Annotated in this window: 21 protein-coding genes; 10 read left to right on the top strand and 11 right to left on the bottom strand. The window is 68.6% G+C overall.

Annotation, left to right across the window (positions count from 1 at the left end):
* Nucleotides 1–24: 24 nt before the first annotated feature.
* The gene (ftsR, locus tag ACQ4LY_RS12385; protein WP_431071915.1) at nucleotides 25–711 is read right to left on the bottom strand and encodes a transcriptional regulator FtsR; all 687 of its coding nucleotides are present in this window, start codon (nucleotides 709–711) and stop codon (nucleotides 25–27) included.
* On the bottom strand, nucleotides 711–1,196 hold the full coding sequence (locus tag ACQ4LY_RS12380; RefSeq protein ID WP_056306951.1) for an FHA domain-containing protein: 486 nt from the start codon (nucleotides 1,194–1,196) through the stop codon (nucleotides 711–713). The genes ftsR and ACQ4LY_RS12380 overlap by 1 nt, the downstream gene beginning before the upstream one ends.
* A 99-nt stretch (nucleotides 1,197–1,295) precedes the next feature.
* Here ACQ4LY_RS12380 and ACQ4LY_RS12375 point away from each other — a divergent pair, with 99 nt between their 5' ends.
* Both ACQ4LY_RS12375 and lpdA read left to right on the top strand, forming a co-directional pair.
* Nucleotides 1,296–1,946, top strand: a complete 651-nt coding sequence (locus tag ACQ4LY_RS12375) for a copper resistance CopC family protein (protein ID WP_431071913.1) — start codon at nucleotides 1,296–1,298, stop codon at nucleotides 1,944–1,946.
* Between the two features lie 9 nt (nucleotides 1,947–1,955).
* The gene (gene lpdA / locus ACQ4LY_RS12370) at nucleotides 1,956–3,353 is read left to right on the top strand and encodes a dihydrolipoyl dehydrogenase (RefSeq protein WP_056306947.1); all 1,398 of its coding nucleotides are present in this window, start codon (nucleotides 1,956–1,958) and stop codon (nucleotides 3,351–3,353) included.
* Between the two features lie 57 nt (nucleotides 3,354–3,410).
* Here the strand turns inward: lpdA and ACQ4LY_RS12365 are convergent, their stop codons facing one another.
* From ACQ4LY_RS12365 to ACQ4LY_RS12345, 5 genes are read right to left on the bottom strand one after another with little or no spacing between them, the layout of a single operon-like run.
* Nucleotides 3,411–4,121 carry a methyltransferase domain-containing protein gene (locus ACQ4LY_RS12365; RefSeq protein WP_431071910.1) on the bottom strand — a complete coding sequence of 237 codons (711 nt, stop codon included), beginning with the start codon at nucleotides 4,119–4,121 and terminating at the stop codon, nucleotides 3,411–3,413.
* Nucleotides 4,118–5,272, bottom strand: coding sequence for a type III polyketide synthase (locus ACQ4LY_RS12360; RefSeq protein WP_431071908.1), 1,155 nt, complete (start codon nucleotides 5,270–5,272; stop codon nucleotides 4,118–4,120). Before ACQ4LY_RS12360 ends, ACQ4LY_RS12365 begins: the two co-directional genes overlap by 4 nt.
* Before the next feature lie 54 nt (nucleotides 5,273–5,326).
* The gene (locus ACQ4LY_RS12355; RefSeq protein ID WP_431071906.1) at nucleotides 5,327–5,971 is read right to left on the bottom strand and encodes a CYTH domain-containing protein; all 645 of its coding nucleotides are present in this window, start codon (nucleotides 5,969–5,971) and stop codon (nucleotides 5,327–5,329) included.
* Complete coding sequence (locus ACQ4LY_RS12350) at nucleotides 5,964–6,176, bottom strand: response regulator (protein WP_311244413.1); 213 nt, start codon at nucleotides 6,174–6,176, stop codon at nucleotides 5,964–5,966. Before ACQ4LY_RS12350 ends, ACQ4LY_RS12355 begins: the two co-directional genes overlap by 8 nt.
* 35 nt (nucleotides 6,177–6,211) lie before the next feature.
* Nucleotides 6,212–6,682, bottom strand: a complete 471-nt coding sequence (locus tag ACQ4LY_RS12345; protein ID WP_431071904.1) for a prepilin peptidase — start codon at nucleotides 6,680–6,682, stop codon at nucleotides 6,212–6,214.
* A 132-nt stretch (nucleotides 6,683–6,814) separates the two neighbouring features.
* Between ACQ4LY_RS12345 and ACQ4LY_RS12340 the strand changes: the two genes are divergently transcribed.
* From ACQ4LY_RS12340 to ACQ4LY_RS12330, 3 genes are read left to right on the top strand one after another with little or no spacing between them, the layout of a single operon-like run.
* Nucleotides 6,815–7,612 carry a hypothetical protein gene (locus tag ACQ4LY_RS12340; RefSeq protein ID WP_431071902.1) on the top strand — a complete coding sequence of 266 codons (798 nt, stop codon included), beginning with the start codon at nucleotides 6,815–6,817 and terminating at the stop codon, nucleotides 7,610–7,612.
* Nucleotides 7,609–9,147, top strand: a complete 1,539-nt coding sequence (locus ACQ4LY_RS12335; RefSeq protein WP_431071900.1) for a DNA polymerase Y family protein — start codon at nucleotides 7,609–7,611, stop codon at nucleotides 9,145–9,147. Before ACQ4LY_RS12340 ends, ACQ4LY_RS12335 begins: the two co-directional genes overlap by 4 nt.
* A complete protein-coding gene (locus tag ACQ4LY_RS12330; protein ID WP_431071898.1) occupies nucleotides 9,147–12,608 on the top strand; it encodes an error-prone DNA polymerase in 3,462 nt (1,153 codons plus the stop codon). Before ACQ4LY_RS12335 ends, ACQ4LY_RS12330 begins: the two co-directional genes overlap by 1 nt.
* A 40-nt stretch (nucleotides 12,609–12,648) precedes the next feature.
* On the opposite strand, the gene ACQ4LY_RS12325 is transcribed toward ACQ4LY_RS12330, so the two are convergent.
* Nucleotides 12,649–13,041 (bottom strand): hypothetical protein, encoded by a 393-nt coding sequence (locus tag ACQ4LY_RS12325; RefSeq protein ID WP_431071896.1) that lies wholly within the window; start codon nucleotides 13,039–13,041, stop codon nucleotides 12,649–12,651.
* Between the two features lie 423 nt (nucleotides 13,042–13,464).
* On the opposite strand from ACQ4LY_RS12325, the gene ACQ4LY_RS12320 reads away from it, so the two are divergent.
* The gene (locus ACQ4LY_RS12320; RefSeq protein ID WP_431071894.1) at nucleotides 13,465–14,331 is read left to right on the top strand and encodes a DUF72 domain-containing protein; all 867 of its coding nucleotides are present in this window, start codon (nucleotides 13,465–13,467) and stop codon (nucleotides 14,329–14,331) included.
* A 31-nt stretch (nucleotides 14,332–14,362) separates the two neighbouring features.
* Here ACQ4LY_RS12320 and ACQ4LY_RS12315 read toward each other — a convergent pair whose 3' ends face one another.
* A complete protein-coding gene (locus ACQ4LY_RS12315; protein ID WP_431071892.1) occupies nucleotides 14,363–14,965 on the bottom strand; it encodes a TetR/AcrR family transcriptional regulator in 603 nt (200 codons plus the stop codon).
* Nucleotides 14,966–15,147: 182 nt separating this feature from the next.
* On the opposite strand from ACQ4LY_RS12315, the gene ACQ4LY_RS12310 reads away from it, so the two are divergent.
* Together ACQ4LY_RS12310 and ACQ4LY_RS12305 are read left to right on the top strand one after the other, a co-directional pair.
* Nucleotides 15,148–16,383: an MFS transporter gene (locus tag ACQ4LY_RS12310; protein ID WP_431071890.1), complete on the top strand. Its 1,236-nt coding sequence runs from the start codon at nucleotides 15,148–15,150 to the stop codon at nucleotides 16,381–16,383.
* A complete protein-coding gene (locus tag ACQ4LY_RS12305) occupies nucleotides 16,383–17,972 on the top strand; it encodes an amidohydrolase (protein ID WP_431071888.1) in 1,590 nt (529 codons plus the stop codon). Before ACQ4LY_RS12310 ends, ACQ4LY_RS12305 begins: the two co-directional genes overlap by 1 nt.
* Nucleotides 17,973–18,039: 67 nt before the next feature.
* Here ACQ4LY_RS12305 and ACQ4LY_RS12300 read toward each other — a convergent pair whose 3' ends face one another.
* Nucleotides 18,040–18,939 (bottom strand): VOC family protein, encoded by a 900-nt coding sequence (locus ACQ4LY_RS12300; protein ID WP_431071886.1) that lies wholly within the window; start codon nucleotides 18,937–18,939, stop codon nucleotides 18,040–18,042.
* Nucleotides 18,940–19,013: 74 nt separating this feature from the next.
* Between ACQ4LY_RS12300 and ACQ4LY_RS12295 the strand changes: the two genes are divergently transcribed.
* Together ACQ4LY_RS12295 and ACQ4LY_RS12290 are read left to right on the top strand one after the other, a co-directional pair.
* Complete coding sequence (locus tag ACQ4LY_RS12295) at nucleotides 19,014–19,499, top strand: MarR family winged helix-turn-helix transcriptional regulator (RefSeq protein WP_431071884.1); 486 nt, start codon at nucleotides 19,014–19,016, stop codon at nucleotides 19,497–19,499.
* A 65-nt stretch (nucleotides 19,500–19,564) separates the two neighbouring features.
* A complete protein-coding gene (locus ACQ4LY_RS12290) occupies nucleotides 19,565–19,840 on the top strand; it encodes a hypothetical protein (RefSeq protein ID WP_431071882.1) in 276 nt (91 codons plus the stop codon).
* A gap of 83 nt (nucleotides 19,841–19,923) precedes the next feature.
* Here ACQ4LY_RS12290 and ACQ4LY_RS12285 read toward each other — a convergent pair whose 3' ends face one another.
* On the bottom strand, nucleotides 19,924–20,088 hold the full coding sequence (locus ACQ4LY_RS12285) for a hypothetical protein (protein ID WP_431071880.1): 165 nt from the start codon (nucleotides 20,086–20,088) through the stop codon (nucleotides 19,924–19,926).
* Nucleotides 20,089–20,150: the final 62 nt, after the last annotated feature.

The following is a 20,150-nucleotide window of genomic DNA, read 5'->3' as shown; positions in this document are numbered from 1 at the left end:
CGAGGGTGTGTCGCAATCAGTTCGTTACGAAAGCAGCCGTGCGATCGCGTCTTTGACGAAGAGCGAGCGCACCTCGTCGATCTTCGCGGCCAGGTTCGGAGCCATGTCGCTCGCCTTGGCACGCGAGGCGGCATCCGTGCGGCGCAGCAGAGAAGACATGGCCGATTCGATCAGCGCGACCTCGCGTTCGGCACCCTGTCTCAGTGACCGAAGATGTCGGGGCTCGATGCCGTGACGGTCGAGAGCGACCAGCCCGCGCAGCAGCGTGACCGTTGATTCCGGATAGCTCTCCTGCGCCACGATCACGCCGGTGCTGATCGCATCGTTGAGAAGCTGCGGCCCCGCGCCCGCGGCCGACAGAAGCTCGCTCCGACGATAGCGACGTGGCGTCGGAGTGATCGAGGGCGGCGGCACGAGAGCCGCGGATTCGCCGTTCGCCTCGGCCTCGTCGAGCTGCTCGCGGATGACGCTGAGAGGGAGGTAGTGGTCCCGCTGCAGAGTGAGGCCCAGGCGCAGCCGCTCGATGTCGGCCTGCGAGAACTTGCGGTAGCCGGACTCGGTGCGCGACGGCGTGACGATCCCCTGGACCTCGAGGAAGCGGAGCTTGCTGGAGGTGAGCTCGGGGAACTCCGGCGTGAGTCGCGCCAGGACCTGACCGATGCTCAGAAGACCCGCGGACGCTGAGCGTTCGCGGGCGGGGGAAGCCGCCATCAGTCGATCGCCGCGACGCGATCGACGGGAGAGGCGAAGAAGTTCAACCGGAACTTGCCGACGCGAAGCTCGGTGCCGTCGACCAGAGCACTGCGGTCGACGCGCTCACCGTTCACATACGTGCCGTTGAGGGAGCGCTGGTCGATGATCTCGAAGGTCGATCCGGTGCGGGTGACCTCGGCGTGACGACGCGAGACGGTCACGTCGTCGAAGAAGATGTCAGCCTCGGGATGGCGGCCCACGGTCGTCACGTCCGTGTCGAGCAGGTAGCGCGCACCCGCCAGCGCTCCGGAGCGCACCAGCAGCAGCGCGGAACCGGAGGGAAGTGCCGAGATGGCGGCCTGCTCCACGTCGGTCAACTCCGCGCCGAAGGGCACGAAGGAAAGGTCCGAGTCATGCCCGAACGTCTGCGTCACGTCGTGCCTCTGCTCGCCGGCACGATGGATCGCGGCGTCTCCGCCCGATCGGGTTTCGCTGTCTGTCACTTTGCCCTCCTAGTCCTCCAGACTAACTGATCAGCGACCTCGTGCGGGAGCTCCCTTCATACTCAGCCATCCCATACCGATGCTTCATAGGCTGGGCATGTGAAAACCACAGCTCGCCGCCTCCCCGCAGCCCCGATCGCTCTCGCAGCAGCCCTTCTGACAGCGTTCCTGGTGCTGCTCATGCCGCTCTCCGCCTCAGCGCACGACAGCCTCATCGCCTCGTCCCCCGAGGCGGACGGCACGGTCGAGACACTTCCGGCAGAGCTCACCCTCACCTTCAGCGCGAAGCTCATCGACGGAGAAGGCGCGACCGAGATCGTCGTCACGGACCCCGCCGGCATCTCCGTCACCGATGGTGCGCCGACCCTCAACGGTGCGATCGTCACCCAGCCGCTCGCGTCCGAAGCACCGGCCGGTGCCTACCACGTGATCTGGAAGGTCGTCTCGAGCGACGGCCACCCCACCTCCGGCGAGTTCGACTTCACCGTCACGACCGGCACGGAGAGCACCGCGACCGAGGAGCCGACGGCATCACCCACGACCGCCGAGCCGACTCCCGCCGCGACCGCCGGACCCGGGACCGACGCCACGTCCGCACCGGAGGAGAGCGACTCGTCCCCCGCGACGACCATGATCTGGGTGCTCGCGATCACCGGTGCGCTCGTGATCGTCGGCATCGTCGTGTGGCTCGTGATCCGCGGTCGCCGCAGCCCCGGATCGACCGATTCCGACGTCCCCACGGAGCGATAGGCTTAAGGCATGCCACACTACGATGTCGTCATCCTCGGTGCAGGTCCTGGCGGATACGTCGCTGCGGTTCGCAGCGCGCAGCTCGGTCTGTCCACCGCCATCATCGAAGAGAAGTACTGGGGTGGTGTCTGCCTCAACGTCGGCTGCATCCCCTCCAAGGCTCTTCTGAAGAACGCGGAGCTCGCACACACGCTCAACCACAAGGCCGACTTCTTCGGCATCTCGGGTGAGTTCACGATCGACTACGGCAAGGCGTTCGACCGCAGCCGTGTCGTCGCAGACGGGCGCGTCAAGGGCATCCACTTCCTGATGAAGAAGAACAAGGTGACCGAGTACGACGGTCGCGGCACCTTCACCGGCCCGAAGGCGATCTCGGTCGCCAAGGCCGACGGCACCACCGAAGAGGTCACCTTCGACAACGCGATCATCGCGACCGGATCGAAGGTCCGACTGCTCCCCGGCGTGCAGCTCAGCGACAACGTCGTGACCTACGAGGAGCAGATCCTCAGCCGCGAGCTCCCGAAGTCGATCGTCATCGTCGGCGCCGGCGCCATCGGCATGGAGTTCGCCTACGTGATGACGAACTACGGCGTCAAGGTCACGATCATCGAGTTCCTCGACCGCGCACTCCCCAACGAGGATGCGGACGTGTCGAAGGAGATCGCCAAGCAGTACAAGAACTACGGCGTCGACATCCTCACCTCCACCAAGGTCGAGTCCGTCGTCGACAACGGCTCGTCCGTCACCGTCTCGTACACCGGCAAGGACGGGCAGCAGTCGTCGATCGAGGCCGACAAGGTGCTCATGTCCGTCGGCTTCGCCCCGAACATCGAAGGCTTCGGACTCGAGGCCACCGGAGTGAAGCTCACCGAGCGCGGTGCGATCGACATCGACGACCACATGCGCACGAACGTCGAGGGCATCTACGCCATCGGCGACGTCACCGCCAAGCTGCAGCTCGCGCACGTCGCAGAGGCCCAGGGTGTCGTCGCGGCAGAGACCATCGGCGGCGCCGAGACCCAGACGCTCGGCGACTACCGCATGATGCCCCGCGCGACGTTCTGCTCGCCGCAGGTCGCGTCGTTCGGCCTCACCGAGCAGCAGGCCAAGGACGAGGGGCGCGAGATCAAGGTCGCGACGTTCCCGTTCATGGCGAACGGCAAGGCGCACGGACTCGGCGAGCCCGTCGGCTTCGTCAAGCTGATCGCCGACGCCGAGCACCTCGAGCTCATCGGCGCCCACATGATCGGCCCCGACGTCTCCGAGCTTCTGCCCGAGCTGACGCTGGCGCAGAAGTGGGACCTCACTGCTCTCGAGCTGGCTCGCAACGTGCACACCCACCCGACTCTGTCGGAGGCGCTGCAGGAGGGCTTCCACGGCCTCGCGGGTCACATGATCAATTTCTGATCCCACCCGGACAGCACGAAGGCCCGGCACGCTCGCGCGTGACCGGGCCTTCGTGCGTCACCGTCCGGCGCGCCGAAGCTCGAGCCGCGACGGAAGGGCGAACCGCACGGTCCATCCGGCCGGTGCGGTCGACGCCAGCTCTTTCGGCGTGTACGAGCGGCGGATGCTGATGAGGCCGTCCTCGCGGATGAACGATCCTCGCAAGAGCGTTCCCGAGAAGAGCCAGGTCACCGCACTGTAGAGCGCGTACGCGGCCCTGCTTCGAGCGATGTCGCGATGCACCACGAGCCCGTCTTCGCCGACGAGCCGTCGCGAGTCGCGCAGCAGACTCTCCAGCTCCAGCTCCGTGAGGTGATGAAGCAGGTGATTCGAGAAGACCACGTCGTACTGCTCCCCCGCGGCGACGAGTTCCTCCGACAGAGCGCAGCGGTATCGCACGCCGGATCCTCCGTCGTGGCCGGCGGCCCACCGGATGGCGCGCTCATCCGCATCCAGCGCGGTGATCTCGGCGATCAGTCCGTCGCGACGCAGCTTCGCGGCGATCATCCGGCAGAAGTCGCCGCCGCCGGCCCCGATGTCGAGGATGCGGATAGGACCGCGCCGGGCACGGGGCCGGATGTCTCTGCGATAGAACTCCCCAGGGCCCGAAACCAGGGCGTTCACGAGGCGGAAGCGCTCGTAGGTGCGCTCGAGCATGGCGATGTCCGCGTCGGGGTCGTCCATGAGCTCTCGCGCATCGGATGCGCGGGTCGAGAGGTCGTGGCTCATGCGACGCCGGCGGCGACCGTCATCAGGGCGCTCTCGGCTGTCAGCCCCGGCCCGAAGGCCATCGCCGCGACGCGCGACCCTTCGGCTGCGCCGTCGTCCAGGATGCGCTTGATGACGAACAGGATCGTCGCACTCGACATGTTGCCGTTCACCCGCAGCGTCTCGCGCGCTGGGTGCAGCTGAGCATCCGAGAGATTCAGTCGCTCCTGCACCCGATCGAGGATGCTCCGGCCACCGGGATGGATGGCCCAGTGCTCGACGCGGTCCCCGACCCGTCCGTCGTCGAAGGCCTCGGCGAGTTCTCCTTCACGGGAGTAGAGCGGGCGGATCGCTCCGATGATCGTCTCGCCGATGATCTGCGGAACCCTGGTCGACAGGATCATCTCGAAGCCGTTGTCGCCGATCGTCCACGCCATGTCCTGCTCGCCCTCTTCGGCGATCGCCGTGTGGAAGCCGTCGAGACGGACCCCCGGAGCCGGCGTGGGAAGATCACGAGCCGTGACGATGCCCGCGGCCGCTCCGTCGGCGAAGAGGGAGTTGGCGACGATGAGGTCAGGGTCCTCGGTCGATCTCAGGTGCACCGTGCACAGCTCGACGCTGACGACCAGAACCACGGCGTCGGGGTCGGCCGCGCAGAACTGGCTCGCGGCGCGGAGCGCCGGCATCGAGGCGTAGCACCCCATGAAGCCCAGGTGATAGCGCTGCACGCTGTCCGGGAGCCCGAGCCCTCGCACGATCTCGTACTCCGGGCCGGGGGCGTGGAAGCCCGTGCACGATGCCGTGATGACGTGCGTGACCTCGGCGGCGGACACGTCGGGATCGGCATCGAGGGCGCGGCGCGCGACCTCGACGAAGAGACGCGATGCCTCCCGCACGTAGAGGTCGTTGCGCGCCTTGGTGCCGGGTGAGCGGAGAAGGTTCGTCTCCCGCTGGAAGAAGATCGGTTCCTCCGGCTGCGGCTGCGGCGAGAACTCGTCGATGACCGTATGCCGTGTGTCGATGCCCGAGCCGTTGAAGGAGGCTCCGATGATCCGCTGCGCGAGCCTTCCGACCTCCGGCTGCGAGGCGAAGATGTCGCGCACCTCGTTCTGCTCGAGGACGGTGTCGGGAACGATCGTCTGCAGCGAGCGGAGGACGGCGGAACGGCTCATGTCAGTCACTCAAGCACCATCGCGCGTCGAGACGGAAGGGGCTTGCGCCGTGTGTCAGAAACCGAGAGCACGGGCGAGCTTCGAGCCGGATGCCGCCTCACGACCGCCGACGGCGAAGATCGCCCTCTCGACCGCATCGAACAGGGCCTCGCGCCCTGCTGCATCCTCCGGAGCGGCCGGGCCGAGTTCGAACTCCCACTCACGCCACTCGCGCCGGATGTCCTGACGGAGGTCCGTCGCGCGGACCCGATCGTCGACGAACTCGGCGATCACGCCGTCTGCACCCGAGAGCAGATAGGCGGTGCGGCTGTTCTCGATGCGCGCGAGCGGCGTCAGCCGTCCCGTCGTCCATCGGGAGAGTGTGTCGGTCACCGCATCCGGGATGCTGTCGTCGTCGCCCAGCGGCCAGCCGATCTCGAGACGCCCGTCGCCTTCGCGGGGTCCTTTGATGTGCCATCCGGCATCCGGGCCGCCGGTGCGGCGGCGAAGCGCCACTCCGGCACGCGAGAGCTCGGCGTCGTCGGTGTCGAGGTAGCGCGCGTCGAGCTCGCGCACCTCGCCATCGGACACCGCGTCGACACCGGGCAGCCCCTCCCACTCGGGAAGAGACGTGGCCTCATCGACGTCGTACTTGCGCTCGACCTCGACGACCCTGGTCGGCTCGGAGCCGGACTGCGAAGGAGTGGCGCTCTCAGTCATCCGAAGGGTTGAGGTCCTCGAGGGACTCGTCGAACCAGTAGTCGATCTCGGTGGGACCGTCGGCGTCGCCGGTGTTCTGCTCCTCGCCGCGTCGGTTGTACACCACCTGGGTCTCGCTGTAGGGAACGATCAGCTTGTCGTCCGCGTCGCCGAGAGGAATGATCTGCCCGTCGAGCGGGCCGCCGTGAAGTCGTGCGAGTGCCATGTGCTCACCCTATCCCCGTCGTCGCCGATGAGGGGTCATCCCCCGAGTATGCCGAGGAGCGCGCCGAGTATCATCCACGGTCCGAAGGCGATGCGCGTGGATTGGTCGGCCGTGCGCGATGCCATCAGCGCCAGCGCGTACAGCGCGCCGAGGACGAAGGCCGACGCCGCGCCCACGGCGAGCGCCTGCCAGCTGTGCCATCCGAGCACCAGACCGATCACGGCGGCGAGCTTCACGTCTCCCCCGCCCATCCCCTCTCGCCCGAGCAGGCGGAGCATCGCGTAGAAGCCGCCGAGGATCAGCATCCCGAGCGCGGCTCTGGTCAGCGCGCCGGTGTCGCGGGACACGAGGGCATCGACCGCCGTGAGCACGAGGAGGGCCGCGAGGGTCGGCAGGACGATCCGATCCGGCAGTCGGTGGGTGCGGATGTCGACCACGACGAGTCGGCAGCCGACAGCGAACAGCGCCAGGTGGACGGTCACGACGAGCACGCTGCGGAGATCCATCCCGGAAGGGTAGGAGAAGACGGATGCCGCCCTCGACCGGGTGTGGATAACCATCCGCCTCCATGTCGGAGGTTCGAACTATCGTGATCATCTCCAGTTGCTTTATTAGTACATATCTTCGAGGATGGATTCATGGGGATCGGGCTCGATGCGGTGACCGCGCTCTCTCCGGCTGGCGACTCCCGCGCCGGAGAGGTGCTTCGGCTGCGCCGGGAGATCAGCCGCATGCAGCGCAGACGCAGCGAGCATCCGCTGCTGCCCCTCGATCCGGCCTTCTCCTCCCTGCTTCCCGAAGAGGGGCTGCAGACCGGCACGGCCTACACCGTCTCCCCCTCGCCCAGCCTCGTCCTCGCCCTGCTAGCCGCCGCGTCGAGCAAGGGACTCTGGTGCGCCGTTGTCGGCATGCCCACGCTGGGGGTCGAGGCCGCAGCCGCCTTCGGCATCGAACTCGCCCGACTCATCCTCGTCCCCGAGCCGGGAGACCGCTGGCTCGCCGCGACGTCCGCACTCGCCGAGGTCGTCCCGCTGATCGCCGTGCAGCCGGGCAGCAGGGCACGCGATGCCGACGTGTCCCGCCTGAGCGCCCGACTGCGCGACCGTGGGAGCACGCTCCTGGTCACCGAATCCACGACGACAGGCGCCTGGCCGCAGAGCGAGGGCGCGATCCGGCTCCATGACCAGCACTGGCTCGGGGTCGGCAAGGGGTGGGGGCTGATCGAGGGATCGACGGCGACCGTGACCGCGAGGACGAGGCACAGCCCGCTGTCCTCGAGTGTTCGTGTGCGCCTTCCAGGAACCCACGGAGCGGTCGAAGAGCTGCCGACCGAGAAGAGCGTCGGAGAGATCACGACCGAGCCGACCACGCTGCACGGCCTGCGCGGCGGAGTCGGCGCCCCGCTCGAGTACCCACGCCTGGCGGTGGCCGGATGACCTCGCCTCTCCGCGTCCTGGTCCTGTGGTTCCCCGACTGGCCGTTGCGAGCCGCTCTGGGCGGGCCCCCACCGCATGCGCCGACGGCCCTGGTGCAGGCGAACACCGTCATCGCCTGCACCGCATCGGCCAGGGAGCACGGCGTACGCGCGGGTCAGCGTCGCCGCGTCGCACAGGGGCACATCTCGTCGCTGCGCGTGCTCCCCCACGATGCCGCCAGAGATGAACGGGCCTTCCTGCCGGTGCTGCAGCTCATCGAGAAGCACGCTCCCGGTGCGGCCCTGCTGCGCCCTGGGCTCGCGGCGGTGCGCGCGCGGGGCATCTCCCGGTACCACGACGGTGAGGCCGAAGCCGGTCGGGCGCTGATCGACGTCCTCGCCGACGCCGGCTTTCCTGAGGTTCGTGTGGGCATCGCCGACGGACCCTTCACGGCAGAGCTCGCCGCCAGGGGCCGCACCCCCTGCACCGTCGTGCCTGCGGGGCATGCGAAGGAATTCCTCGATCCGCTGCCCGTGAGCGTGCTGCGCGACGAACAGCTCACAGGTCTTCTCATCCGGCTGGGGGTGCGCACGCTCGGCGAGTTCGCCGGCCTCGACGAGATCGAGGTTCGTGATCGCTTCGGCGAGCGCGGAGCACGCCTGCACGCCCTCGCTGCCGGAGCGGACTCCCGCGCCGTGGTGCCGCGACCGCCCGACCCCGAGCTCGTGCGCTCAGTCGAGTTCGAGCCCGCTCTGGCCGGAGCCGACCAGGTGGCGTTCGCGGTCCGGCAGACGGCAGACGCGGTGATGCTCGCTCTCGGCGACGCATCGGTCGTCTGCACCGAAGTGCGCATCGACCTGATCGATGACAACGGCAAGGTGTTCTCCCGCCCCTGGCTGCACCCGACCTGCTTCGATGCGGCCGATCTCGTAGACCGGGTGCGCTGGCAGCTCGAAGCACTGGGGGCCGAGTCCGCCAAAGAGCCGGTCGATGAGGCACGGGCCTTCGGCGGCATCGAACTGGTGCGGATCGTCCCCGTGGCCGTCGATGATGCCGCACACCACCAGCCGGGCCTCTTCGGCTCAGGCACCGACGAGCGTCTGCACCACGCCATCTCCCGCGTGCAGACGATGCTCGGCCACGAGGGCGTCGTCACCGCAGCGCTCTCCGGCGGGCGCTGGCTCGCCGACCGACAGGTGCTCACTCCCTGGGGAGAACGCGCGGTCGCGCCCCGAGATCCTGGTCGCCCCTGGCCTGGGAGCCTTCCGGATCCTCTCCCCGCCGAGGTGTTCCGTCCCCCGCGCCCGATCGGGGTGCTCGCTCCCGACGGCGCGACTGTTCTCGTCGACGACCGAGGGGCGCTCTCCGCCGCGCCGACCCGCATCGACGGTGACGATGTTCAGGCGTGGGCAGGACCCTGGCCGATCCACGAGCGTCGATGGGATGCCACCGGCGGCAAGCGGGGGCACCGCCTGCAGATCATCGACGATCATGACCGCGCCTGGCTGGTCTTCTGCACGGGCGACCGCTGGTGGGCCGAGGGGAGGTATCGCTGATGGGCTGGCACAATCCGCCTCTGTCATGGAACGAGCTGGAACGCACCCTCAGCGGTGAGGAGTCGCCCTACCCGACCGGCGGGACGCCACCGAGCATACGACCGGACCCCGGCCCCATCAGCACCCGACGCAAGAGGACTCCTCCGACCACGGTCGGGCGGCCGGCGGACGCCGTTCCCTACGCCGAACTGCATGCGCATTCGTCGTACTCCTTCCTCGACGGCGCCTCCTCCCCCGAAGACCTCCTCGCCGAGGCCGAACGGCTGGGCCTGACCGCTCTGGCGCTCACCGACCACGACGGCTTCTACGGTGCGGCCCGCTTCGCCGAGGTCGCAGAGCTGATGGAGGTGAAGGTGCAGACCGTGTACGGAGCCGAACTCTCGCTCGGACTCGACGCGCCGCAGCGGGGCACCCCCGATCCGGTCGGCGACCATCTGCTCGTGCTCGCCGACGGGTTGGAGGGCTACCACCGGCTCTCCGGCGCGATGACGGCCGCCCATCTCCGAGGCGGAGAGAAGGGTCGCCCGGTCTACGACCTCGACGAGCTCGCCGCCGCCGCAGACGGGCACTGGACGATCCTCACCGGATGCCGCAAGGGCGGTGTCCGCCGCGGGCTCGAAGCCGGAGACGCGCACACACCGCTGCGCCGCCTGGTCGATCTGTTCGGGCAGGATCACGTCGCCGTCGAACTCTTCGACCACGGCGACCCGCAGGACTCCCGCCGCAACGATGCTCTCGCAGACCTCGCCAGGCAGATGCGGCTGCCTGTGGTGGCGACGAACAACGTGCACTACGCCGCACCCGAACGGGCATCCCTCGCCGAAGCCGTCGCCGCAGTGCGGGCCGTCCGCAGCATGGACGACCTCGACGGCTGGCTCCCCGCACACGGAGGAGCGCATCTGCGCAGCGGTGCGGAGATGGCGGCGCGCTTCCGGCGTCACCCCGGCGCGATCTCGTACGGACTGGAGCTCGCCGCGGCATCCGCCTTCCCCCTCCGCCGAGCGCGCCCTGCGCTCCCGAAGCAGGAGGTCCCGGACGGCCACACTCCGATGAGCTGGCTGCGACATCTGGTGTGGGAGGCCGTGCCGACGAAGTATCCCCGTCTGGATGCCGACGGTCGCCGCAGGATCGGACGCGAGCTCGACGTCATCGAGGAGAAAGACTTTCCCGGCTACTTCCTCATCGTGCACGGGATCGTCACCGAGGCGAAGCGTCGCGGCATCCTCTGTCAGGGCCGCGGCTCGGCTGCGGCGAGCGCCGTCTGCTATCTGCTCGGGATCACCGCCGTCGACCCGATCCTCTACCGCCTGCCCTTCGAGCGCTTCCTCGCGACCACACGTCAGGAGGAGCCGGACATCGATGTGGACTTCGACTCCGACCGCCGGGAGGAGATCATCCAGTGGGTGTATCGCGAGTACGGGAGGGAACGCGCGGCGCAGGTGGCGAATGTCATCCAGTACCGACCGAAGAACGCTGTGCGCGATATGGCGAGGGCTCTCGGCTACTCGCCCGGTCAGCAGGACGCCTGGTCCCGGCAGGTCGACGGATGGAGCGCGGGTCTCGAGGTCGCCGACGAGCACGACATCCCCGCGAACGTGCTCGACTACGCGGGCGAGCTGCTGAAGGCGCCTCGGCATCTCGGCATCCACTCCGGCGGCATGGTGCTGACTGCGAGACCCGTGGGTGAGGTCGTGCCCGTGGAGCATGCGCGCATGGAGAACCGCACGGTCATCCAGTGGGACAAAGACGATGCGGCCTGGATGGGGCTCGTCAAGTTCGATCTGCTGGGCCTCGGGATGCTGGCGGCCCTCCAGCACTGCTTCGATCTCATCCACGATGCCACGGGCGAGCGGTGGACTCTCGAGACGCTGCCCAAAGAAGAGCCGGCGGTCTACGACATGCTCTGCCGTGCGGACTCGATCGGGGTGTTCCAGGTCGAGTCGCGTGCCCAGATCGGTCTGCTCCCCCGGCTGCAGCCGCGAGCCTTCTACGACCTCGCCATCCAGATCGCGCTCATCCGCCCAGGGCCCATCCAGGGCGGCGCGGTGCATCCCTTCGTCCGACGGAAGATGGCGAAGGACGCACTCGACGAGGAGAACCGCGCGAGGGCCGCCAGGGGCGAAGAGCCGGTGGTGCTCGAGATCCCCTATCCGCACGACGATCTCAAGCCGATCCTCGAGCGGACGCTGGGCATCCCGATCTTCCAAGAGCAGCTGATCCAGATGGCGACGGCCATCGGCGACTGCACGGCAGACGAGGCCGATCTGCTCCGCCGCGCCATGGGTTCCAAGCGCGGACTCGAGAAGATCGAGAAGGTCCGCGACAAGCTCTACGCGGGGATGACCAGGCGCGGACTCTCCGCCGAGCAATCGGATCGCATCTACGCGCAGATCCAGGCGTTCTCGAACTTCGGTTTCGCCGAATCGCACTCGCTGTCCTTCGCCCTGCTCGTCTACGCCAGCTCCTGGCTCAAGCTGCACTACCCGGCGGCGTTCCTCGCGGGACTGCTGCGGTCGCAGCCGATGGGCTTCTACTCCGCCTCGACGCTCACCGCAGACGCCCGTCGACACGGAGTCGAGGTCCGTCGTCCCGATCTGCACGCCTCGGGGACGACCGAGACCCTGGAGTCGCTCGAGGGGGCTCCTCTGCGAGCTCCGACCGGCCTGGACTCCTGCCCCGACCCGCTGCAACCCCGCGTGCCGCGCTTCGACCGATCACTGCCCGACGAATCGGTGGCGCACCGCAGGGACGGCGGGTACGCGGTGCGCATGGGGCTCAGCGGGGTCCGCGGCATCGGTCTGCCGTTGGCGGAGCGGATCGTCGCCGCGCGCGAGTCCGGCGGCCTCTTCCGCGATCTGAACGATCTGGTGAGACGGACGGATGCCACGGCTGCGCAGCTGGAGGCCCTGGCGACCGCCGGGGCGTTCGAGTGTCTCGGCCTCCAGCGCCGGGAGGCGATCTGGCTCTCCGGAGCGGCCGCAGAGGACCGCTCGCGATTCCTCCCGGGAACGACCGTCGCCGTGCAGCCGCCGCTGTTCACGGATCAGTCCAGCTATGAGCGGCTCTCCGCCGACCTCTGGGCGACCGGGGTCTCGACCGACGACCACCCGATGACGCACTTCCGCGCGCTCCTCCGCGAGCGGGGTGTGCTCACCTCCGCCGACCTCCAGAGCCACGAGACAGGACGGCGCATCGAGGTCGCGGGCCTCGTGACGCACCGGCAGCGCCCGGCCACCGCAGCGGGCGTCACTTTCCTCAACCTCGAGGATGAGAGCGGCCTGGTCAACGTCATCTGCTCGACAGGTGTGTGGAGCCGCTACCACCGGGTGGCGCGCGATTCACCCGCTCTCATCATCCGCGGCATCCTCGAGCGTTCGGCGGAGGGCGTCGTGAACGTCCTCGCGGATGCCTTCGAGGACCTCCGCACAGGAGTCACCCATCGCTCGCGGGATTTCCGATGAGCGTGGTGTCGGAGCACGCCCCGGGTGCCGCACGGCGCGCTCACCAGAAGCGTTCAGGCTCCGGTTCGGGCACGCGATCCCCACCACCCCAGCGGTCAGCCTCGGCCTTCGCCGCGTCCACCGCGGCATCCGCGCCGTGGAGCGCCGTCCGTGCGCTGGTCGCGCCGCGTCCGTCGCCCTCGGCTTCGACCGTGAGCGCGGTGTGCGATCCATGGCCGGCGCCGATCGTCACCGTGCAGTCGACCACCCGGCCCAGCCACCGGCTGACCTGCCCGCGCGGCTCTTCGGGCCGGCGATACCGGATGCGGGCGTCGAGGTCGATGACAGAGAGGATCACGGACTCCCCGGTCAGCTCGTCGACGCGCTCCGACACCTCGACGCGGTGTCCGTGTGCGATGGCAAGGGGCGCGTTGACCACGAGCTTTCTGTCCATGAAACCACTCTATGAGTGGACGTTCTCGCGGCAAGCCCCAGTCTCGGAAGAAATATTCGTAGATTTCTTTGTCCCCCAAATGGCGGACAAGACGATTAAGCGATATTCTGCAAGAAGTAGCGGGGGCTACCGGCTGAACATCTGGGGATATCAGTCGAGAGAGCAGCGAAAGTCTTTCGCCGCCTCCCCTACCGTCCGGGAAGGACGGTGAGCCCTCTCGGGCGATCCAGAATGGGGTTTGGATGACTCGAGAGGGCAACCACTCCCACACCACGCGGATCGCGGCGGATGTCGCAGACGAACGAACGGCGTCGCGGATACCAAGGTGTTCCGCGGCCGTCAAGCCCGCTCCGAATCCGCGAACGCGCATCTATGGTCACTTCCCCCGGGCCTGATCAGGGCTCGGCAGAGGAGGATCAGCCGATGACCGCCGCACCTGCTGCCGCGAAGGTGCGGATCGGCGTGTCCGGCTGGCGGTACACGAGCTGGCGTGGCGACTTCTACCCGCGAGGACTGCCTCAGCGCCGGGAGCTCGAGCATATCGGCCAGCACTTTCGCACCGTCGAGATCAACGGCTCGTTCTACTCGCTCCAGCGTCCTGAGAGCTACCGTCGCTGGCGCGGCGACGTGCCGGAAGACTTCAGCTTCGCCGTCAAGGGGTCACGTTACGTGACGCACATGCTGCGGCTGCGCGACACCGAGCAGGGGCTCGCCAACTTCTTCGCCTCCGGGGTCCTCGCGCTCGGGGCGCAGCTGGGGCCGATCCTGTGGCAGCTGCCGGAACGCGAGAAGTTCGACGCCCAGGTTCTGGAACGCTTCCTCGATTCACTCCCCCGCACGACCGGCGATGCTCAGCAGATGGCGAAGTCGCACGACTCCCGCCTCGATGGCCGCGCCTGGACGGAGCTCGAGAAGGACGAGCCGATCCGATACGCGATCGAACCGAGATCGCAGACGTTCGACGACCCTGCTGCGCTGCGCATACTCACGCACCACGGCGCATCCCTCGTCGTCGCGGACACCGCGGGGAAGTGGCCGCGGTTCGACGCGCTCACGAGTGACTTCGTCTATGTCAGGCTGCACGGAGCGCAGATGCTCTACCACAGCGCCTACACCGCGGCCGAACTCGACGAATGGGCTGACCTGCTCTGTGCCTGGTCCGCAGGCACGGGCACCGGCGACCGAAGGCCCCGAGACGTCTACGTCTACTTCGACAACGATGCGCGCGGACACGCACCTCACGATGCGACCGCGCTTCAGGCGCTCATCACGTCGCGCAACGCACTCTGAGCTCACCCCGTCGCCGGAGATCGATCCGTCCTCATCGAGCCAGACGCGCACGCAGCGAGTCGAGAAGCAGCCCGACACCGAGTTCGAACGTGCGATCGGCCCTCGCTGTGCCTCGCTCCGCCCCGGCGAGCACTCGACCGAGTGTGCGCGTGCCCTCCCCGGGCTCCCAGACCTCGTCTGGTGAGGCCAGGTCGAGACCGAAGCCGATCGCGAAGGCGTCGATGACCGCTATCACGGTGAGCACCTCGTCTTCGGGGAAGCCTCCCTCGACGAGCACGGTCGCGAGGTCGTCATATGCCGCGATCACCGCGGGGTGGGTGATGGTCTTGCCGATCAGCAGAGGCACGAGCGCCGGGTGATCGGCGTACATATGCCGCTGCCGCCGGAGCAGTTCGATGAGGAACCGATCCCAGGGTTCGTCGTGCGATTCGACGCGGTAGTCCTCGATGAGCCTGCCGCGCATGAGCTCGACGATGCCGTCCATGCCGTCGACGTGGTTGTACAGAGACGAGGGGCGCACGCCCAGCCTGCGGGCGATCGCGTTCACTCCGAACGGTTCTCCCGCCCTCGACAGCTCGAGGCCGGCCGCGCCGATGATCTCGGGCGACAGAAGGGGACTCGACGGCCTGGGCATCGCACGCTCGCTCTCTGATCCGGTGGGGTGGCGAGAAAGGTCTTCCCCGCGGCATCCCTCCTGTGCATAATAGTGAACACCATTCGTTGACGAACACCATTCGTTTACGGAACCGTGCCCCACCCGACGCACTCCGGCCTCACCTCCGCGCACATCGCCGTGCCCCTCTCCGTGGGAGATTCATGACCGCCATCGACCTCAGCACCCGAGTCCCCCTTCGGCTGCCCACCGCCACCGCGACCTTCGCGATCGGCATCGCCGGCTACCTCGGCGTCAATCTGTCGCCTTACATGATCACGGCCGCGCAGACCGGTCTCGGCATCGACGTGCTCGCCGCGAGCTGGCTCGTCACCGCGACTCTGCTGCTCACCGCTGTGACCGGCCTCGCCATCGCGCCGCTCTGCGCCGGCGCGCACCGACGCACGGTCGCGCGAGCGGGACTCGCGATCGCGGCGATAGGTTTCGCCACGGCTGCCCTCGTCCCCCCGCTCATGCTTCCAGCCCTCCTCCTCGGCGGTGCGGGCGCCGGCGGTGCCGTCGCGGCCTCCGGCGCCGCCCTCGCCGCATTCCGCAACCCCGACCGCGTCGCCGGTTTCAACGGTCTCGCGAACCGCGGCGTGATCACGATCGTCCTCGCGGTCATCCCCCTCGTCGGCCTGGCCCCGATCGACGTCTTCGGCGCGCTGGCGCTGTTCAGCATCCTTGGTCTCGTCGTGTCTGCGTGGCTGCCGGCCGCCCCGGTCGTGGATCCTCGGGCAGCGGCCGCTGTGGCCGAGGCGATGCCGATCGAGGTGCCGCCGACCGGCACGGTCCGACTCTCCCCCGCGCGTTCCCGCACGGTCACGGTCGCCGGCTTCGGCCTGCTCGTCGTGTTCGCGCTGTGGGCGGCGAGTGAGGATTCCCTCTGGGCGATGGCCGGCGTCATGGGCGCCGAGCAGACGGGGCTGACGCCCGAGGGTCTCGGCATCGCCCTCAGCGGAGCCACCGCGGGCGGCCTGATCGGATCGCTGCTGCTCATGATCGTGGGATCCCGACTCGGACGCGCGCTGCCGCTGGCGGTGCTGCTCGTCGCCGGAGGTGTGCTCAAGATCGTCGAAGGGTTCACGACAGACCCCACCGCGTTCATCGTCGTCTTCATCGCCTGGAACACCGTGTACGCGATCGCCTTTATGTACTTCGTGTCGACGTCGGCGGCACTCGACGCCGACGGCCGCTGGTCGGGCCCCCTGCTCGCCGTCTACCTGGTGGGCTCGGCACTCACGCCCGTGATCGGCGCCGCGCTCGTGAGCGTTCTCGGGTTCCAGGGCTTCGCCGTCGCCCTCGGCATCGCGAGCTTCGTCCTCGCGGTACCCACGAGCGCGATCGCCCTCCTCTCCACACGCCTCGAGCGTGCCGCCACCAGTCCGGAGCCCCTCTGATGCCACGCACCCTGTTCCGCAACGCCCGCTTCTTCACCGCCGACGATGTCGCCTGGGCCGACGCCGTCGTCGTCGATGGGGAGTCGTTCGTCTTCGTCGGCGCCGAGGACGATGCTCCCCCTGCCGACGAGATCATCGACCTCGATGGCCGCACGGTGCTCCCCGGCTTCACCGATGCGCACACCCATCTGCTCATGATGGGCGAGGCGCTCGGCCAGGTGGGGCTCACCGATGCGGGCTCGCTCGAGGAGATCCAGAGCAGACTGAGCCGGGCGCGACAGAGCGCCGACGGAGAACTGCGCGGACGTGGATGGCTCTTCGACGCGATACCCGGCGGCGCACCGACGTCCGCGATGATCGACGCCGTCGTCTCGGACATCCCGGTATACCTCGACGCGAACGACTATCACTCCTGCTGGGTCAACTCGGCAGCGCTGATCGCTCTCGGCATCACCCGCGAGACGCCGGACCCCATCGGCGGACGGATCGAGAGGGATGCCGATGGAGACGCGACCGGGATGCTCTACGAGACCGCTGCGCAGCAGCACGCCTGGGCACACCGCGACGCGGTGACGACGGACGCGCAGCGGGATGCCGCCGTCGAGCGGGTCATCGAGGCGTACCTCGCCTCGGGGGTCACCGGCGCCGTGGACATGGCTTTCGACGGTCTCGCCCTGGACGCACTCGGTCGGGCAGCGGAACGCGGCGGGCTGCCGTTGCGGATCGCCGCGCACTGGTTCGTGGCGAACACCGGAGACGACGAGGCCAACCTGGCTCAGGTCGCCGAGGCGACGGCACTCGCAGGTGCCGAGGCGACGGGTGCCAGCGTGATCGGCATCAAGGTCGTCCTCGACGGCACGATCGACGCGTGCACGGCCGCGATGCGGGCGCCATACGCCGACGGGACGAACGCTGCTCCGATCTGGCCCGCGGAGCGGCTGCTGCCGGTGGTCGCCGCCGCGGATGCCGCCGGGTTGCAGGTGGCGATGCATGCGATCGGCGACGAGGCGAGCACCCTCGCGCTGGATGCCATCGAGCACGCGATCGCCGTGAACGGCGACCGCCCACGCCGTCACCGGATCGAGCACCTCGAGTACGCGGCGCCCGGGACGGCCGAGCGGATGGCGCGCCTCGGCGTGACGGCATCCATGCAGCCCGTGCATGCCGACCCGGCGATCTTCGCGAACTGGGCTGCACAGCTCGGCGACGACCGCGCCGATCGTGCGTTCGCCTGGCCGGAGTACGAGGATGCCGGAGCGCTGCTCGCGTTCTCGACCGATGCGCCGACCGCCCCGCACGAAGCTCTCGCGAACATGTACGTCGCCGCGACGCGGGCATCGGCCCTGGACCCGGACGTGGCGGCTGCGCATCCGCAGTTCGCGCTGCCGCTCGATCGCGCGATCGCTCATGCCACCCGCGATGCTGCGGCATCGATCGGCGACGGGGCCTGGCGTGGCCGCATCGCGGTCGGTCAGGCAGCGGACTTCGCGGTGCTCGACACCGATCCGTTCACGGCGGGCAGCGGTGCGCTGCTCACGGCGCGGGTCGTGCGGACAGTGATCGCCGGACGCACGGAGTACGAGGCCTGAGTTCGAGACGGAGGAGCGGCGGCCTGTCAGGCTGGGGCGCCTCCATGTCGTCGGCCATCAGCTCCGGTCACTCGTCCGGAGTGAGCGCCAGCCGGGTCCCCCACGGGTCGTTCAGCCATAGCGTGCGCCCGTCGTCCTCCGATGGGATGCCGTGGAACGAGAGCCGGTCGGCGAGTTCGTCGATGTCGGAGCGGGTGGGCACGCTCACGCGTACGTCGCCGAGCCCGAGCGAGGCCGCACGTGGTCCTGCTCCGGCGCTCTGCCAGGTGTTCATGCCGATGTGGTGGTGATATCCGCCTGCGGACACGAACAGCGCCGAGTTCCCGAGGGCCGCGGTGACGTCGAATCCGAGGATGTCGGAGTAGAACCGGCGAGCCGTCGGGATGTCGCCGACCTGCAGGTGCACGTGCCCGATCGTCGCTGTCCGACCTTCGGCCGCGGCATCCGGCGTCAGCCACTGCCTGAGGAACTGATTCGGGTCGAGTGCGAGCGAGTCCATATGGACCGAGCCGTCGGGGGTGACCTGCCACTGCTCGCGCGGACGGTCGTGATAGAGCTCGAGCCCGTTCCCCTCGGGGTCGGTGAAGTAGAACGCCTCGCTGACGAGGTGGTCGGCCGACCCCGTGAAGGTCTGCGGAGCGCGCTGCGCCACCGACAGCAGCGCAGCCGCCAACCGCGACTCGTCCTGGAACAGGATCGCCGTGTGGTAGAGCCCGGCGGCACGGGGATCGGCGGCCGGAAGGTCCTTCTCCTGGCGCAGCCGCATGATCGGCTCGCCGGCGCGACCGAGTGTCGCGGTCGCTCCGGACTGATCGAGTAGGTCGAGGGTCACGGCTTGCTGGTAGTAGGCCGTCATCGCATCGAGGTCTCGCACCAGCAGCTCGACGGCGTTCATGCGTGCGCCGTCGGGCGCGGACCCTGCCGTGGCGACGGCCGGTGCCCGCCAGGCGTCGATCGTGCCTGTCATGATCGGCTCCGTTCCGCCCGAGATGCGGGCGTTGTCGTAATTGATTGTCGCGACAAGTAACGTACGATGAACGCATGGTATTCCGGGTCCCTCGAATGGACGAGCGCGAGTCCGAAGCCTGGCTCGGGCTGATCGCCGTCTCGCAGCTGCTTCCCGCCGCGCTGGACTCACAGCTGCAGAGGGACGCGCACCTGACGCATTTCGAGTTCATGGTGCTGACCGCCCTGCGCTTCGCTCCCGAGAACACTCTGCGGATGACCGAACTCGCCGCATCGACGAACGCGACGCTCCCTCGGCTCTCGCACGTCTGCAGCCGGCTCGCGACCCGCGGTCTCGTCGACCGCCTCCCCAGCCCCGAAGACAGGCGCGCCACCAACGTGCGCCTCACCGCCGAGGGGCGACGGGAGTTGATCCATGCGATGCCCGGTCACATCGACACGGCCCGATGGCTCGTGATAGACGCGCTGACACCCGCACAGTTGGAATCACTGGCTGAGATCACGGGCGCGATCACCGAACGGCTCACGGAGGGAGAGTACCGCTCCCCCGTACCCCGCTGAGCACTCGACTGGGCGGCGTCGGTGGGGCATCGGCTCTCGGAGCGATCGCGCCATAGGCTGGGACGATGCTCATCGCTCTGATCCGCCCCGTCGAGTCCAGCACCGCCGACGTGATCGGGACGACTCTCGCAGAGGTGCTCGTGGAGCTCGAGCAGCACCGCAAGCCCGGATTCGACCTGACGTCGGCGCCCGTGCGGATGCTCAAGGGTGAGGCGAAGATGGAGGCCACCGGCACCTTCAAGCGGGTCGACGGCATCGAGCAGATCGAGGCCGACGACATGGCGTCCCTCAGGGCGAAGGTCCCCGAGGGCTGGCGGATGCTGACGGTGCGGACGGCGTAGCTCGACGGACTCTCGCCTCACACGCGGGACCTCCACCCGGCCCGGAGGCCGGATGGGGGTCTTCGTCCGAGATCGAGGTCGACTCAACCGCCCGACGGGTTCTCGAGCGGCTTACCGTCTTCGTCTGTGGTCTCGTCCTCGAGGATCTCGTCGGTGCTCTTCGACGACTCCTCTGGAGCGCCGCCAGAGGCGGTGTCCGCCTCTTCGTCGCCACCGGGCGTTCCGTGCGTGTTCTGCAGATCGCTCATCGCATCTCCTCTGTTCGGTGAGGACCCGACGCTACGCGCGGCCGCTCGATCGGCGGAGGGGG

It is taken from the genome of Microbacterium phyllosphaerae (genome assembly GCF_050628115.1).
Lineage (GTDB): Bacteria > Actinomycetota > Actinomycetes > Actinomycetales > Microbacteriaceae > Microbacterium > Microbacterium phyllosphaerae_A.
Note: the sequence above shows the minus strand (reverse complement) of the source record. Positions and strands in the feature narration are given on the sequence as shown.

Bases quoted from the DNA above. Each gene is read 5' to 3' on its own strand.
- ftsR (WP_431071915.1), bottom strand. From the start codon at position 711: ATGGCGGCTTCCCCCGCCCGCGAACGCTCAGCGTCCGCGGGTCTTCTG.
- lpdA (WP_056306947.1), top strand. From the start codon at position 1,956: ATGCCACACTACGATGTCGTCATCCTCGGTGCAGGTCCTGGCGGATAC.
- ACQ4LY_RS12365 (WP_431071910.1), bottom strand. From the start codon at position 4,121: ATGAGCCACGACCTCTCGACCCGCGCATCCGATGCGCGAGAGCTCATG.
- ACQ4LY_RS12360 (WP_431071908.1), bottom strand. From the start codon at position 5,272: ATGAGCCGTTCCGCCGTCCTCCGCTCGCTGCAGACGATCGTTCCCGAC.
- ACQ4LY_RS12355 (WP_431071906.1), bottom strand. From the start codon at position 5,971: ATGACTGAGAGCGCCACTCCTTCGCAGTCCGGCTCCGAGCCGACCAGG.
- ACQ4LY_RS12350 (WP_311244413.1), bottom strand. From the start codon at position 6,176: ATGGCACTCGCACGACTTCACGGCGGCCCGCTCGACGGGCAGATCATT.
- ACQ4LY_RS12345 (WP_431071904.1), bottom strand. From the start codon at position 6,682: ATGGATCTCCGCAGCGTGCTCGTCGTGACCGTCCACCTGGCGCTGTTC.
- ACQ4LY_RS12340 (WP_431071902.1), top strand. From the start codon at position 6,815: ATGGGGATCGGGCTCGATGCGGTGACCGCGCTCTCTCCGGCTGGCGAC.
- ACQ4LY_RS12335 (WP_431071900.1), top strand. From the start codon at position 7,609: ATGACCTCGCCTCTCCGCGTCCTGGTCCTGTGGTTCCCCGACTGGCCG.
- ACQ4LY_RS12330 (WP_431071898.1), top strand. From the start codon at position 9,147: ATGGGCTGGCACAATCCGCCTCTGTCATGGAACGAGCTGGAACGCACC.
- ACQ4LY_RS12325 (WP_431071896.1), bottom strand. From the start codon at position 13,041: ATGGACAGAAAGCTCGTGGTCAACGCGCCCCTTGCCATCGCACACGGA.
- ACQ4LY_RS12320 (WP_431071894.1), top strand. From the start codon at position 13,465: ATGACCGCCGCACCTGCTGCCGCGAAGGTGCGGATCGGCGTGTCCGGC.
- ACQ4LY_RS12315 (WP_431071892.1), bottom strand. From the start codon at position 14,965: ATGCCCAGGCCGTCGAGTCCCCTTCTGTCGCCCGAGATCATCGGCGCG.
- ACQ4LY_RS12310 (WP_431071890.1), top strand. From the start codon at position 15,148: ATGACCGCCATCGACCTCAGCACCCGAGTCCCCCTTCGGCTGCCCACC.
- ACQ4LY_RS12305 (WP_431071888.1), top strand. From the start codon at position 16,383: ATGCCACGCACCCTGTTCCGCAACGCCCGCTTCTTCACCGCCGACGAT.
- ACQ4LY_RS12300 (WP_431071886.1), bottom strand. From the start codon at position 18,939: ATGACAGGCACGATCGACGCCTGGCGGGCACCGGCCGTCGCCACGGCA.
- ACQ4LY_RS12295 (WP_431071884.1), top strand. From the start codon at position 19,014: ATGGTATTCCGGGTCCCTCGAATGGACGAGCGCGAGTCCGAAGCCTGG.
- ACQ4LY_RS12290 (WP_431071882.1), top strand. From the start codon at position 19,565: ATGCTCATCGCTCTGATCCGCCCCGTCGAGTCCAGCACCGCCGACGTG.
- ACQ4LY_RS12285 (WP_431071880.1), bottom strand. From the start codon at position 20,088: ATGAGCGATCTGCAGAACACGCACGGAACGCCCGGTGGCGACGAAGAG.